The sequence below is a fragment of the Paraburkholderia sp. A3BS-1L genome (genome assembly GCF_051125215.1).
GTDB lineage: Bacteria > Pseudomonadota > Gammaproteobacteria > Burkholderiales > Burkholderiaceae > Paraburkholderia.
This window is the reverse complement of the sequence record NZ_CP120443.1, coordinates 1,513,472-1,526,090: the sequence shown is the minus strand read 5'-3', so window position 1 is coordinate 1,526,090 and position 12,619 is coordinate 1,513,472. Positions and strand designations below refer to the sequence as shown.

At 65.4% G+C, this 12,619-nt stretch carries 12 protein-coding genes; 5 read left to right on the top strand and 7 right to left on the bottom strand.

What is annotated here, in order from left to right; all coding sequences use genetic code 11:
- Position 1 precedes the first annotated feature (1 nt).
- Positions 2–1,576 (top strand): efflux transporter outer membrane subunit, encoded by a 1,575-nt coding sequence (locus tag P5W99_RS22050; RefSeq protein WP_421025523.1) that lies wholly within the window; start codon positions 2–4, stop codon positions 1,574–1,576.
- Between the two features lie 31 nt (positions 1,577–1,607).
- Here the strand turns inward: P5W99_RS22050 and P5W99_RS22045 are convergent, their stop codons facing one another.
- The 6 genes from P5W99_RS22045 to P5W99_RS22020 form a co-directional block, all read right to left on the bottom strand.
- Positions 1,608–1,997 carry a potassium channel family protein gene (locus P5W99_RS22045; RefSeq protein WP_421025522.1) on the bottom strand — a complete coding sequence of 130 codons (390 nt, stop codon included), beginning with the start codon at positions 1,995–1,997 and terminating at the stop codon, positions 1,608–1,610.
- A gap of 41 nt (positions 1,998–2,038) precedes the next feature.
- Entirely contained in the window at positions 2,039–3,055 is a 1,017-nt protein-coding gene (locus tag P5W99_RS22040) for a DUF2955 domain-containing protein (protein ID WP_434662950.1), read from the bottom strand.
- Positions 3,056–3,068: 13 nt separating this feature from the next.
- Positions 3,069–4,199 (bottom strand): HlyD family secretion protein, encoded by a 1,131-nt coding sequence (locus P5W99_RS22035; RefSeq protein WP_421025520.1) that lies wholly within the window; start codon positions 4,197–4,199, stop codon positions 3,069–3,071.
- Positions 4,196–5,776: a TolC family protein gene (locus P5W99_RS22030; RefSeq protein ID WP_421027010.1), complete on the bottom strand. Its 1,581-nt coding sequence runs from the start codon at positions 5,774–5,776 to the stop codon at positions 4,196–4,198. Before P5W99_RS22030 ends, P5W99_RS22035 begins: the two co-directional genes overlap by 4 nt.
- A 38-nt stretch (positions 5,777–5,814) precedes the next feature.
- Positions 5,815–6,936, bottom strand: a complete 1,122-nt coding sequence (locus P5W99_RS22025) for an AI-2E family transporter (protein ID WP_434662947.1) — start codon at positions 6,934–6,936, stop codon at positions 5,815–5,817.
- Between the two features lie 144 nt (positions 6,937–7,080).
- On the bottom strand, positions 7,081–8,061 hold the full coding sequence (locus tag P5W99_RS22020; protein ID WP_421025518.1) for a hypothetical protein: 981 nt from the start codon (positions 8,059–8,061) through the stop codon (positions 7,081–7,083).
- A 192-nt stretch (positions 8,062–8,253) separates the two neighbouring features.
- On the opposite strand from P5W99_RS22020, the gene P5W99_RS22015 reads away from it, so the two are divergent.
- Together P5W99_RS22015 and P5W99_RS22010 are read left to right on the top strand one after the other, a co-directional pair.
- Positions 8,254–9,006 carry a TerC family protein gene (locus P5W99_RS22015; protein WP_421025517.1) on the top strand — a complete coding sequence of 251 codons (753 nt, stop codon included), beginning with the start codon at positions 8,254–8,256 and terminating at the stop codon, positions 9,004–9,006.
- A 142-nt stretch (positions 9,007–9,148) separates the two neighbouring features.
- The gene (locus P5W99_RS22010) at positions 9,149–10,009 is read left to right on the top strand and encodes a MurR/RpiR family transcriptional regulator (RefSeq protein WP_421025516.1); all 861 of its coding nucleotides are present in this window, start codon (positions 9,149–9,151) and stop codon (positions 10,007–10,009) included.
- An 84-nt stretch (positions 10,010–10,093) separates the two neighbouring features.
- Here the strand turns inward: P5W99_RS22010 and P5W99_RS22005 are convergent, their stop codons facing one another.
- Complete coding sequence (locus P5W99_RS22005; protein WP_421025515.1) at positions 10,094–11,272, bottom strand: M91 family zinc metallopeptidase; 1,179 nt, start codon at positions 11,270–11,272, stop codon at positions 10,094–10,096.
- Between P5W99_RS22005 and P5W99_RS22000 the strand changes: the two genes are divergently transcribed.
- Both P5W99_RS22000 and P5W99_RS21995 read left to right on the top strand, forming a co-directional pair.
- Positions 11,271–11,402 (top strand): hypothetical protein, encoded by a 132-nt coding sequence (locus P5W99_RS22000; protein WP_421025514.1) that lies wholly within the window; start codon positions 11,271–11,273, stop codon positions 11,400–11,402. The genes P5W99_RS22005 and P5W99_RS22000 overlap by 2 nt on opposite strands.
- Positions 11,403–11,543: 141 nt before the next feature.
- Positions 11,544–12,596, top strand: a complete 1,053-nt coding sequence (locus P5W99_RS21995) for a C45 family autoproteolytic acyltransferase/hydolase (RefSeq protein WP_434662941.1) — start codon at positions 11,544–11,546, stop codon at positions 12,594–12,596.
- Positions 12,597–12,619: the final 23 nt, after the last annotated feature.

Here is a 12,619-nt window from a genome sequence, read left to right as displayed (position 1 = left end):
GATGCGCGCTCCCGCCCGAGGTTCCGTCCATGTTCCGGCACGCCTGTCGACTCGCTTGTCGACCCTGGTTCGCCGGCTCTCGCCGCTGCTGGTGTTCACCCTGAGCGCTTGTCTGCCGGGCCCGAGCTACGTGCGCCCGAACATCGAGGTGCCCGCGACCTACCGCTTTGCGAGCGGCGAAGTCGCCGACGTGGCCAATACGGCGTGGTGGGAACAATTCCAGGACCCGGTGCTCGATCAGCTGATCAACACGGCGCTCGAGCGCAATCGCGATGTGAAGATCGCCGCCGCCCGCATCGATGAATTCGCCGCGCAGCTGCAGATCACGCGTTCGGCGTTCTACCCGCAGGTGGGCGCGGGCTTCAGCGCGTCGCGCCAGCGTTCGTCGTCGCTTGGCGGCGTGCCGCTGCCGGCAAGCGTCGATCCGGTCTACAACCTGTTTTCGCCGACGCTGGCCGCCTCGATGAACATCGACCTGTTCGGCCGCACGCGCCGCCAGACCGAGGCCGCGCGCGCCGAACTCGCGGCGACCGTGCAAGGGCGGCGCGACACCATCCTCACGCTGGTGGTGTCGGTGGCGGTTTCGTACTTCAATCTGCGCAGCCTCGACCGGCAGCTCGAGATCGCGCAGGCCACGGCCACGAGCCGCGCCGAGTCGGTGCGCGTGTTCTCGCTGCGCTTCAGGCACGGCGAAGTGTCGCAAATGGAGCTGGCGCAAAGCCAGTCCGAGTACGAATCCGCGCTCGCCACGATTCCGGTGATCGAGATGCAGATTGCCCAGCAGGAGGATGCGCTGTCCGTGCTGCTCGCACAGAATCCTGGCCCGATCCCGCGCGGGCGCGACCTGCAGTCGATCGAGCTGCCGGCCGTGCCTGCCGGCGTGCCGTCGGACCTGCTGGTGCGGCGTCCGGATCTGCTGGCGGCGGAGCAGAATCTGATCGCGGCCAATGCGCAGATCGGCGCGGCGCGCGCGCTGTACTTTCCGACCATCTCCGTTTCGGGGCTGATCGGCGCGGCCAGCACGGTGTTTTCCAGCCTGCTCACGGGGCCGGCCTATATCTGGTCGGTGGGCGGCGCCATCACGCAGCCGATTTTCACCGGCGGCAACATTACCGGGCAGGTGCATCTGGCCGAAGCGCGCGAGCAGGAGGCGCTCTATACGTATCTGCAGTCGGTGCAGACGGCGTTCCAGCAAGTCGAGGACGCCTTGATCGCACTGCAGAAGACGCAGGCTCAACTGGTCGCCCAGGGCCGCCAGGTCGATGCCTTGACGACCTATGCGCGGCTCGCGCGCAAGCGTTATGAAGGCGGTTACACGAGCTATATCGAGGTGCTGGATGCCGAGCGCAGTCTCTTTAATGCGCAGCTTTCCTATACGCAAACCGAGGCGTCGGTGCTGACGTGGTACGTCAGCCTCTACAAGACGATGGGCGGGGGATGGATCACGCAGGCCGAACGCATGACGATGCCGGCGCCCGCGAATCCCGCTTCGGAAACCCAGGCGCCGCAAGCGCAGCAAGGTGGCGCGGCGGCCGTGGCTACCGTCAGGGACGCCGGCGACGCCACGGGCGGATAGCGCCGCCGGGTCTGACCTGGCCAGTCTGCGTTCACTCTTCCAATGTCCGGCCGATTGCGTGGCGCGTGGCTTCCTGGACGCCGTGAACGGCGGCTGCCACGATCAACCCCGTGATCACCAGGCCGACCAGCCCCAGCAGCACGGCGTCGATCCGGCCGAACGTCGAAGTCGGCACGACGTCGCCGTAGCCGATGGTCAGGGCGGTGATCGCGCAGAAGTACACGGTCTCGCCCCACGGCGAAGGTGTCCGGTTCGCCGTTTCGACGGGGCCGCCGAAGTAGTACATGCCGATCGTCAGCAGCACGAACATCACCAGCAGCCCGCTCAGGATCGCCCGCACATACCAGAGGGTCTGGCCCATTCCCAGCAGAATGTCGCGGGCCCGCGGACGGAAGGGGGCAGCGTTTTTTTCCGGTTTCATCGCAGATACCTCGTTGACGGCACCTCGCCGCCGTTAGGCCCTCAGCCCGCGCCGTGCCGTTGCTCGAAGAGCAGGAGCATCAGGCACGCATAGACCGTGACCGCCAGAAAGAGCCCCATGCGCACCGCGAAGGCGGTGTACACGTCCTTGCCGGCCACGCTGTCCTGCACCGATTGACCGAGCAGGATGATCATGGTGACGAAACTGTTCAGCCAGAATCCCGGCGAATAGCGCGTCGGGCTGAGGCGATACAGCTTGCGGCCGACCAGCAGGCCGAATAGCGCCATCCACAGGAAAAACATCCACAGGTTCACGAACAGCCTGAGCGAGAACCAGAACGCGATCGCGAGCAGGCCGCCCAGCAGGGTCGAGCCGATCAGATCGCGCGCCGCAGTGCGGGCCGTCGTGGTGCAGCTCTGCCTGCCGAGGCTGACGGACTTCATGATGATCGGCATGTAGCTCGCCGGATCGGTCATCGCGAGCAGGTAGGCCGGCATCACCACGAGCGCGGCGCGCAACGCAATGCGCTGTGCCTGGGCGTCGGGCAGCGCGCGCGCGGCAGGCGCCTGTGCGTCCACCGGTTCGGGAAGCAGGCGGTGCGTGAGCGCCGACACCAGCCCGGCCAGCAGCAGCCCCTTCGTCAGCGCGCCGATCACCGTCACGGCAAGCTGGAAGTCGCTCGTCCCCGCGGCGGAGATCATCGTCAGTCCCGCCACCAGAAAGGTGGCGACCAGATTGTTGCCGCCGCGCAGTCCGTAGCGAAACGCGAGAAAGAGCAGCAGGGCGACGATCAGCACGCCGGCGAACGCGTAGTGGCGCATCAGCGGCACCAGCAGCAGCCCGCTGCCAGTGGTCGACGCCACCACCAGCACGAGCACCGTGCCGGTCTTGAGCGATAGCGGCCGGGTTTGGGTCGCGAGCAGAAACACGGCGAACACCGGCGCGATCACGGGAATCGGGAAATCCAGCGCGAAACTGATCGCGAGGCACAGCGCCGTGCCGGTAGCGAGGCGCAGCGCACGGAGGCCGGGAATCCAAAGCCTGTTTGCCGTCGGCATGATCAGCGCATGGTCAGTAAATGTATGAAACCCAGCTCATCACGCGCACGAACACGCGGCCCAGCGGGTTGAGCGGATTGGTCTGGGTGGGAAACGCCATCACCTCGGCCTGGCCGCCCACGCGCATGTCGCGCAGGCGCGTGCGTTCGTTCGGATCGAACTCGACGATCACGGGAAAGCGCTGCGCGGGGCGCAGCCAGTCGCGGCTGTTCTGCACCGTGGGCAGGCTGCCGGGCGGCGTGCTCTGGCCCGTGCTCACGCCATAGCCGATGCTGCGGATCTTGCCGCTGAAGACTTCGCCCGGCAGTGCATCCAGCGAGATTTCCACCGGCGTGCCGGGCCGCAGACGGCCGAGATTGTTCTCGGTCATGTCGGCGCTCACCCAGACGTCGCGGATCGCAATCAGCGTCATGACCGGATTGCCGGCCGCCGCGAACTGGCCCACCTCCGCGCGCAGATCGGTGATGACGCCGCCCGTGCGGGCCTTGATCCGCGTATCGGCGAGATCGAGTTCCGCCTTCTTCACCGCCGCCGCCGCGCTGCGCAACTGTGCGTTCTGCGCCTCGCTGCCGCCTTGCTGCTCGCGGGCGCGCTCCACTTCGGCGCGCGCGGCTTCCACCTGGCTTTGAGCCTGCTCGTGCGTGGCGCGCGCGACCTCGATGCGGCGCAGCGAGACGGTGCCTTCGTCTTCGCGGTAGAGCCGTTCGAGGCGCTCGCTGTCCTGGCGCGCCTTGACCTCGTTTGCGAGCGCCGCCCGCAGCGAGGCTTGCGCCGAATCGATGCCGGCCGTGCTCGCGCCGATCTGGCGGCGCGTGGTCTCGTAGTCGGCGCGCGCGCGATCGACGGCGACGCGGTATTGGTCGCTGTCGATTTCGAACAGCACGTCGCCGGCCTTGACCTCCTGGTTGTTGTGCACGACCACGCGGGTGATGCGTCCCGCCACTTCGGCGGCAACCGGCACGACGAAGGCCTGCACGCGCGCTTGCTGCGTATAGGGCGTGAAGCGGTCGGCGAGCAGATACCAGATCAGGCTCACGACGATCAGCCAGACGATCCACTTGAGCGCCTTGCCCGAGGGTTCGGCGGCCTGCGCCGCAGCGCCGGCTGGCGGTGCTGCGTTCGAGGGTTCGGGGGTATCGCTCATCGGGGCGCACCTTGGGCGGGAGCGGCGGTTGAGGTTGCTGCTGGAGCGGCAACTGGGTGGGCAACTGAGCGGGCAACTGGAGCGGCGCTCGCATCGTCGATCAGATCGCCCCAGTCGGTGCGTTGCTGCATCTGCGTGCGGGTCGCGGCGTCGACGAGCGGCTGCGCCGTGTACCAGCCGCCCCCGAGCGCCTTGTAAAGCGCGATCAGACTGCCCACGGCGTTGCTGCGGTTGACGATGTAGGCGTCCTGCTGGGTGAACAGGGCGCGCTGGGCATCGAGCACGCGCTGAAAGTCCGAATATCCTTCGCGGTAAATCGTGTTGGCGAGCGTGAGCGAGCGCCGCGCGGCCGTTTGTGCGTCGCTCAGAATCGTTTCGCGTCGCAGCGCGGCGATCAGCGCCGTGGCGGCATCGTCGGCTTCGCGCGCCGCCTCGCGCACGGTGTTCTGGTAGGCGACGGTCAACTGCTGGAGCCGGGCGTCCTGCACGCGCACATTGTTGGTGATCCTGCCGTGATCGAACACGTTCCAGGTCACGCTCGGGCCCAGCAGCACGCCCAGCGTGTTCGGCGAGCCCGCGAGCGAGCTCGCGCTCCACGACAGCGAACCGAGCAGCGACACCGACGGATAGAAGTCCGCTTGCGCCACGCCGATGAGCGCCGACTGGGCCGCCATCTGATACTCGGCCGCGCGCACATCGGGGCGGCGCAGCAGCAGATCGGCGGGCACGTCGCGCAGCACCGCACGGCTCACGAGCGGGACCACGCCTTCCTTGCCGGACTGCACGTCGAGTTCCGGCAGCGGGCCGGGCGGCCGGCCCGTCAGCACGGACAGCGCGTGACGCGAAAGCTGGATCTGGCTTTCCAGGTTGGGAATGCTGCTGAGCGTGCCGAGGTACTGCGTTTTCGCCTGCTGCAGGTCCAGCTCGTCGGTCTCGCCGCTCTTGAACAGTTTCTCCGTGATCTCGTAGCTGCGCTTTTGCAGCTGCGCGTTCTCGCGCGCGATGCGCAGCCGCGCCTCGGCCGTGCGCAGCGTGAAATAGGTGTCGGCGAGCTGCGCGTGCAACAGCACGAGCGTGGCCTCGCGGTTCGCCTGCGCGGCAAAAAAGTTGGCATCGGCCGACTCGATGGCGCGCGCGAAACGCCCCCAGAAGTCGAGCTCCCAGCCGACACTGAAGCCCGCGCCGTACTGCGCATAGACCCCCGAGCGCGGGTTGAAGCCATCCGAGCGCTTGCGCGCCGAGGCGAACACGTCGGCATTGACCTGCTGCACCTGCGGGTAGCGCCCCGCGAGCGCGATGCCGAGCTGGGCGCGGGCCTCGAGCACGCGCAGGCCGGCAATCTTGATGTCGCCGTTGTTGGCGTCGGCGGCGTCCATCAGGCTTTCGAGATTCCGATCGCCGAAAATCAGCCACCATTGGCTGACGTCGGGCTCCGCGGCCTGCTGCGTGACTTGCTGCGTGACCTGCTCGATCGCCGCGCTGCTCCAGTGCGCGCTCCAGGCTTCGTGTTGCGGCTTGAAGTCCGGTCCCACGCGCATGCACGCGCTCAGGCAGCCTGTGCCTAGCAGCATCGCCATCGTGATCGGACGCAGGACGGCCAACACGGCTCCCGGCTTCAAGGCTGCGGCTGTTCCTGTGCCTGGCGGGTTCCTGCCTCAGCCTCTGCTTCAGCCTGTGGCTGCTCCACCCATCGCCAGAACAGCTGATAGCCGACCGACAGCAGCACCGGACCGATGAACAGGCCGATCACGCCGCCCGTCACCATGCCGCCGAGCGCGCCGATCAACACCACGGGCATCGGCACCGCAACGCCCCGGCCGAGCAGCAAGGGCTTGAGCACGTTGTCGGCCAGACCCGCGATGAAGACATAGATGGAGAAGACGATGGTGGCGGTGCTCGCGCCCTCGGTGGCGATCACGAAGATGATGACGGGCACGGTAATCAGCGTGGCGGGCAGCTGCATGATGCCGATCAGCAGCACCGCGAGGGCCAGCAGGCCGGCGCCGGGAATCCCCATGACGATGAACGCGATACCGATCAGCAGCATCTGGATGAACGCGATGCCGACGACCCCCTGGGCCACCGCGCGAATGGTGGCCGTGCACAGATCGGCAATCTGGGCGCCGTTGCCGGGACCGAAGATGCGCGTGGCGATCCGCACGGCGCTGTCGTGGCCTTTTTCGCCATACGCCATCAGAATGCCGGCCACCACCAGGGCGGCAAAGAAGACGAGCAGCGCCGCGCCCAGACCGGTCGCCGTGCCGAGCAGGGCGCGGCCTGCCTCCTTGATTTGCGGCGTGAACCGCTGCGCGAGGCCGGTGAGGTCGGTGGAGGCCTGGAGCCAGCTGGCATACACCGTTTTGCCGACCAGCGGCCAGCTCGCGACCGAATCGGCGGGCGGCGGAATGCGCACGCCGCCGGTCCTGAACACGGCGATCGCATGCTCGATCGAGTCGGCGAGCGCCACGACCAGCATATAGGTCGGCACAAGAATGACCACAAAGGAAATGAGGATGATCAGCGTCGCAATCAGACCGTCGCGATTGGCGAACGGACGGCGCAGCCTGACCTGAAGCGGATAGAGCGTGACGGCGAGGATCAGCGCCCACACCATGAGATCGAAGAACGGCCGGAAGATCCGGTAACAGAATACGACGAGCACAGCCACCAGGCCGGCGCGAATCAGGACATCGAGCAGTTGTCTGGACAAGACCCTTTGGGCAAGCGGTGTGAGCATTTTTTTCTCCTGTTACGGAAGCCTTGCATGCTCATTTGGCGATCCTTCACTATCTGATCGACACCGGGTCGAGGCAATCGGACTTTGGTCTCATATCGTTGCGCGCGAAGGGCGCCACTGCCGTGCGCATCAAGATCGTGCGCATCAAAAGCTCATCGCGAATCCGAACGACACGCCGTGCACGTTATGTCCGAACACATATCGCACCATCGCCCGGGTGCGGGTGACGATGATGGGGTACTTGCTGCTGTCGAGCTCGAGGCCCACGCCCAGCGATGTGAGGTCGTTGAAGCCCAGCACGCCGGCGCTGTCGCCGAAGTAGTGCGAGTAGGCGCCTTCGAGCACGTAGCGGATCGGCCGGTCCAGCGCATGCCAGCCGGTCGGCGCGCGCCAGCGGGTCCACAGGCTCAGTTGCTGCGCCATGGCCGAACCCTGCACGGCCGCCGACGAGCCGCCGAAGCTGCGCAGATAGATATCGGTCGCGCGCAGTTCGGCGTCGATTTCGTAGTTCTCGCGGTAATGCTCGTAATCGAGCATCAGCGAGCCGCCATAGCCATACGCATCGAGCGAGCCATTCTGGAGAAACTGGAGGTTGCTGTCGGTGACGTGATTGAAGATCGTCTGGCCGACTTTCAGATCGCTGGAGACGCGCCCGAGCGTGCCGTTCAGGATCGGACGGAACACCAGTTCGTCCGCGATGCGAAAGTCCCAGCCGATGCCCACCGTGCCGCTGAAGGTGTTCCATTTGGTCGGTATCGCGCGCTGCTGGGTGCCGTCGGACGCGATGAAAATCGGATCGTAGCGGCTGTAGGCGAGCGTGCCTTCCAGATACAAAGGAAACGACTTGCTGAGCGTGAAGCCGCCGCCGAACTGCGTCTGGCCGAAGCCCGGATTCCCGGTGGAGCCGCTATTGACCGAGAGATTGCTGGTCGTGACGTCGGGAACGGTGGTGTAGGTCATGATGGCGAGCACGGCGTCCGCGTGCTGCTTCACGTTGCCGCCGACGACGGTGTTGCCCGACAACGGGCCAGCGGCCGTCTGGGCATTCGACTGGCAGGGCAGCAGGACCGCGAGCAAGCAGGCACAGGCGAGGCGCCGTGCTGACTTGTCCGATTGACCAGGCATGAATCGCTCCCGTTGCTGGCGCATCGCTCATTCACTGTTGCAGCCGAATTGTGGCATGGACATCGCCGGCTTTGAAGCGCCGGAAAAATACGACTTTGGTCCCATTGTGCGATTGCAAAATGCTTTACATACTCGCCGTGCCCGCACGACCGTAGAATCGATCTCTCCGCTACCCTGGACGGCACACCGCGCATGGACGATCTCGTTGCTCTGTTTTCCGACCCCTCAGCCTGGGCCGCTCTTGTGACACTGGTGGTCATGGAAGTCGTGCTCGGCGTCGACAACCTCGTCTTTATCGCCATTCTCAGCAACAAGCTGCCGCCCGAGCATCGCACCCGGACCCAGCGGATCGGCATTGGGCTCGCGCTCGTGCTGCGCCTTGCGTTGCTGGGCGCCGTGGCATGGATCGCGCAACTGACCCAGCCCGCGCTGTCGCTGTTCGATCATGACTTTTCGTGGCGCGATCTCGTGCTGATCGGCGGGGGGCTTTTCCTCGTCTGGAAAGCGACCAGGGAAATTCATCACAACGTCTCTCATGACGAAGACGATGAATCGGGTGGCGCAGCTCCGGCCGGCCTCACGGTGCGTGCAGCAATCGGCCAGATCCTGCTGCTCGACCTGGTGTTCTCCGTCGACAGCATCGTGACCGCGATCGGCATGACCCAGCACCTGGCCATCATGTATATCGCCGTGATCGTGGCGGTTGCAACGATGCTGTTCGCGGCAGGTCCGCTGACACGGTTCATCGGCAACAATCCCACCATCGTCATGCTGGCGCTGAGCTTTCTGCTGGTGATCGGCATGACGCTGATCGCCGACGGTTTCGGCTCTCACGTTCCCAAAGGCTATATCTACGCGGCGATGGCGTTCTCCGCGTTCGTCGAAGGTATGAACATGCTGGCGCGGCGCGCGAGGCGGAGTCGGCGGCTGAAGCAGGCGGGGTAAAACGTTTCGACAACATCCCGCAACACCAGTGGTAACATTTGTTGTCGTTCCCTGCCCGTTAGCCATTCAGCCATTCAGCCATTCAGCCATTCAGCCATTCAGCCATTCAGCCATTCAGCCATTCAGCCATTCAGCCATTCGCATGCCAGAAAGCTTCGACCAGCTTGCCGCGCTCATTCGCGCACGCTTCTCCGATCTGAGCCCGCAATTCCAGACCGGCGCCGCCTTCCTGCTCGATCATCCCGACGAAGTCGCCGTTTCGTCGATGCGCAAAGTCGCCGAGCGCGCCCAGGTGCAGCCCGCGTCGCTCGTGCGGCTCTCGCAGCAGCTTGGGTTTCCGGGCTGGAACGAGTTGCGCGATCTGTTCGTCGCGCGCGTGCGCACGCGTCCCGAACCGCTTTCGAACCGGGCGCGCTCGCTCGTGGCGGGCAGCGCGAAGGACGCGCTCGCGCACGATCTGCTGGTTGCCCAGCAGCACAATCTCGACGCCAGCGCCGCGCATAACGCGCGCACCATGGTCGAGGCCGCGCGCGTGCTGAAGAAAGCGAAGCACGTGCACGTGGCGGGCTTTCGCTCGTGCTATGCGGTGGCGTTCGGCCTTGTGTACGGCTATCGGCTTTTTCGGCCCTCGGTGTCGCTGCTGGGCGGCGAGGCCGGCACGCTCGAAATGCAATTGCTCGGCATCGAGCGCGACAGCGCGACCATCGTGGTGAGCTTCGCGCCGTATTCGGTGGAGGCCGTGCGCGTAGCCGAGGCGGCGCTCGAAAAAGGCAGCAGGCTGATCGCGATTACCGACAGCGCCGTTGCGCCCATCGCGCTCAACGCCGATAAAGTGCTGATCTTCACGCACGAAAGCCCATCGTTCTTCCCCTCGCTGGTGGCGGCGACGGCGCTGGCGGAGTCGCTCGTCGCGCACCTGCTCGCGCTGGAGGGGGCGGGCGCCGTGGCACAGCTCGAACAGTCCGAGCGCACGCTCAACGCGCGCGGCGCTTATGTGCCTTGACGGCGCGCTGACCGGGGTTGGCGTTTGCCGTGTGGCGTTTGCACGCTACGAGAGACACCGCCACGCCGCTGGCGCCCGAAGCTTTCATGACTTGACCAAAGGCTCGCAAATGAAGCTGTAGCGGCCAAACTGCAAAGTCATCTGCCTGCCGACCAAAATTTTCTGCCACTGCGTTTCGACGCGGCCGAAAGCGCCAAAGCCGCGAAAGCGTATTTCCCCATCGGTCGCACCGGCCGTGGCGCGTCCCCGGGTGTCGGTCGTTCCATGGGTCACTTCATCCGGCTTTTGGGCTGAGCGGATATCGAAATCGAAGACCAAGGGGTCGTTGGGGCCGCTACCGACAACCTTTATCAGTAGCCGTGATTCGGCCGCACCGTGCTTGGCCGCAGCGGCTTTGCTGCGGCCAAGCGTCGTTTCTCCATAGAACGTTCGCAGCGGGAGCGCCTTGGCCTGACGGAAGCGGTTCTCGGTGTAACGGCATCCGTCATAGGGCGGGAGGCCGACCGTCATCGCTTCCTCCCAATATTCCTCGATCCCGCCCGGCTCAAAGACGCATCTGCCGGTCACCAGGCGCCATGCGTGAATCAGTTCGTGGACCAACGCGATCCACGGCGGGCGATCCATCCAGGCTGCGCGTTTGTCAGCCGGCAGATCCCGGCAAACGCCATCCGATGTCGGATCCCAAAGGACATCGGCTCCGGTGCCGGCCCCCGGCGTCAGATGGTCCATGATGTGGTAGCCGATCAGCCCGCGCTGGAGGGAACTCACCTTGAATGGGCTCGCGGCTTCCTCGCTTGCCCTCTGTTCGCCAGGCTTTTTGTGAGCGAGAGGAAGCGGGCGCGCGGAAGCAGTATGCCGGTACGCTCCCTGTTCTCCACCGCTCGCTTCCGGTACGCAAAATTTGTAGAGCTTTCTCATGGCGGGGTGGCCTTTCCCCTGTTTCGATACCTTGTCCGCGAGGCTTGGAAAATCGAGCACTTCCTCGTAGCAAGCTGCCCTGCAGGCTTTTATCGAAGCATCCTTCTGCCTGCACTTATTGCCCACAACGGGGGCGGCCTGAAAGATCAGCACTTCGTTACTTGCACGTTCGATATCGTCAAGCAGACTCGACCCGATATCGGTTGAGCGGATCTGCGCCAACGATTCCTCGACGCTGCGCTGGAAATTGCGTTTTTCTTCATCGCTGAGGGGAGGGTAAAGCCGCCCCTCGATCTTTGTTTCGGTCCTGAGCGTCATAGCAAACCTCGCGAGGATTGGATTCATGTACGCGCGTCAAGCGCTGATCCATCAACAGATCCGCCCTGACAACTCAGGCTATCTCAATCCGAACCAAATTCAAGACGATCTTGACGATGGCGCGTTTCCCGGAAATCCCCGGGGAACCATTTTTTAGCCGCCCGCGAGGAGGCCCGACTTACGTTTGCAGGAATATCATTTGTTGTTGATTGCATAATTGTTGACAACACATGTTGCGTGACGTATAAATCCATCATTCCCCGTTGCAAGCATTCAAACGAGAATTTCGAGAATTTCGATGCAGGAACTCAAGACCTACCGGATGGGCGGCTCGCCCGAGGCCATCGGGCGGCGGCTCGGCGAGCTGGCGAAGCCCGTCTTCGCGGACTATATGGCGCAGAGCAGCGCGTGGGCGGCGGTGAGCCGCTGGCGCGGCAGCGCGTTTGCGCAGGAGCTGCGCGCGGCGGCCGAGCGGTATTTCCCGGCCCATGTCGCGGAAATCGATGCGATGGCCGCGGCCCTCGGCTGGCCCGCGCACGATCTGTTTCTGTGGAATTGCCGCGGCGAGCTGATCCACAACGCGCCGGACGGCTGCACGACGCTGGCGGTGCGCACGCCCGAGGCCGGCCTGATCGCCCATAACGAAGACGGCGATCCGTATCTGCGCGGGCGCTGCGCCGTGGTCGAGATCGAGCCCGAGGGCAAGCCCGGCTTCGTGAGCTTCTACTACCCGGGATCGCTGCCCGGCCACACCTTCGCGGCGTCGCACGCGGGCATCTCGCAGGCGATCAACAACGTGCGCATCCGCGAGCCGCGCGCGGGCGTGCCGCGCATGATCCTCGCGCGCGCGGTGCTCGACGCTGCCACGCTCGCCGACGCCCTCGCGCTGCTGCGCGACACGCCGCGCGCGAGCGGCTTCCACCACACGGTCGGCGGCACCGACGCGGCCGGCGCAGTGCGCATCCATAGCGTGGAAGCCACGGCGCAGCGCGCATCGATGGCCGAAATAGGCGCGCCCTCGGGGCACGCCAACCACCTGATTCACGCGGGCTGCGAGAACGAAGCGCAGATCGTCACCGATTCGTCGCGCGACCGGCAGGCGCGGCTCGCCGAGTTGCTGCCCGCGCTGGTGTCCGCATTTGACGCACGGCCCGACGGCGCGGATTTCGTGCGCACCTTGCAAGACCGCGCGGGCGCGGGCCTGCCGATCTACCGCGACGACCCCCACGATCCCGACGATGAAAACACGCTCGCCACCGCTTGCATGCGTGTGGAACCGCGCCGCGTGACGCTCGATGTCTGGCAGGACGGCGTGCGCACGCTGGGCCTGCAGGTCGGGCGCGGCGGCTGACACACGGCGAGATTCATCGGCTC

What these genes read in the sequence shown, in the direction of transcription:
- P5W99_RS22050 (WP_421025523.1), top strand. Translation starts at nt 2, where the DNA reads ATGCGCGCTCCCGCCCGAGGTTCCGTCCATGTTCCGGCACGCCTGTCG.
- P5W99_RS22045 (WP_421025522.1), bottom strand. Translation starts at nt 1,997, where the DNA reads ATGAAACCGGAAAAAAACGCTGCCCCCTTCCGTCCGCGGGCCCGCGAC.
- P5W99_RS22040 (WP_434662950.1), bottom strand. Translation starts at nt 3,055, where the DNA reads ATGCCGACGGCAAACAGGCTTTGGATTCCCGGCCTCCGTGCGCTGCGC.
- P5W99_RS22035 (WP_421025520.1), bottom strand. Translation starts at nt 4,199, where the DNA reads ATGAGCGATACCCCCGAACCCTCGAACGCAGCACCGCCAGCCGGCGCT.
- P5W99_RS22030 (WP_421027010.1), bottom strand. Translation starts at nt 5,776, where the DNA reads ATGGCGATGCTGCTAGGCACAGGCTGCCTGAGCGCGTGCATGCGCGTG.
- P5W99_RS22025 (WP_434662947.1), bottom strand. Translation starts at nt 6,936, where the DNA reads ATGCTCACACCGCTTGCCCAAAGGGTCTTGTCCAGACAACTGCTCGAT.
- P5W99_RS22020 (WP_421025518.1), bottom strand. Translation starts at nt 8,061, where the DNA reads ATGCCTGGTCAATCGGACAAGTCAGCACGGCGCCTCGCCTGTGCCTGC.
- P5W99_RS22015 (WP_421025517.1), top strand. Translation starts at nt 8,254, where the DNA reads ATGGACGATCTCGTTGCTCTGTTTTCCGACCCCTCAGCCTGGGCCGCT.
- P5W99_RS22010 (WP_421025516.1), top strand. Translation starts at nt 9,149, where the DNA reads ATGCCAGAAAGCTTCGACCAGCTTGCCGCGCTCATTCGCGCACGCTTC.
- P5W99_RS22000 (WP_421025514.1), top strand. Translation starts at nt 11,271, where the DNA reads ATGTACGCGCGTCAAGCGCTGATCCATCAACAGATCCGCCCTGACAAC.
- P5W99_RS22005 (WP_421025515.1), bottom strand. Translation starts at nt 11,272, where the DNA reads ATGAATCCAATCCTCGCGAGGTTTGCTATGACGCTCAGGACCGAAACA.
- P5W99_RS21995 (WP_434662941.1), top strand. Translation starts at nt 11,544, where the DNA reads ATGCAGGAACTCAAGACCTACCGGATGGGCGGCTCGCCCGAGGCCATC.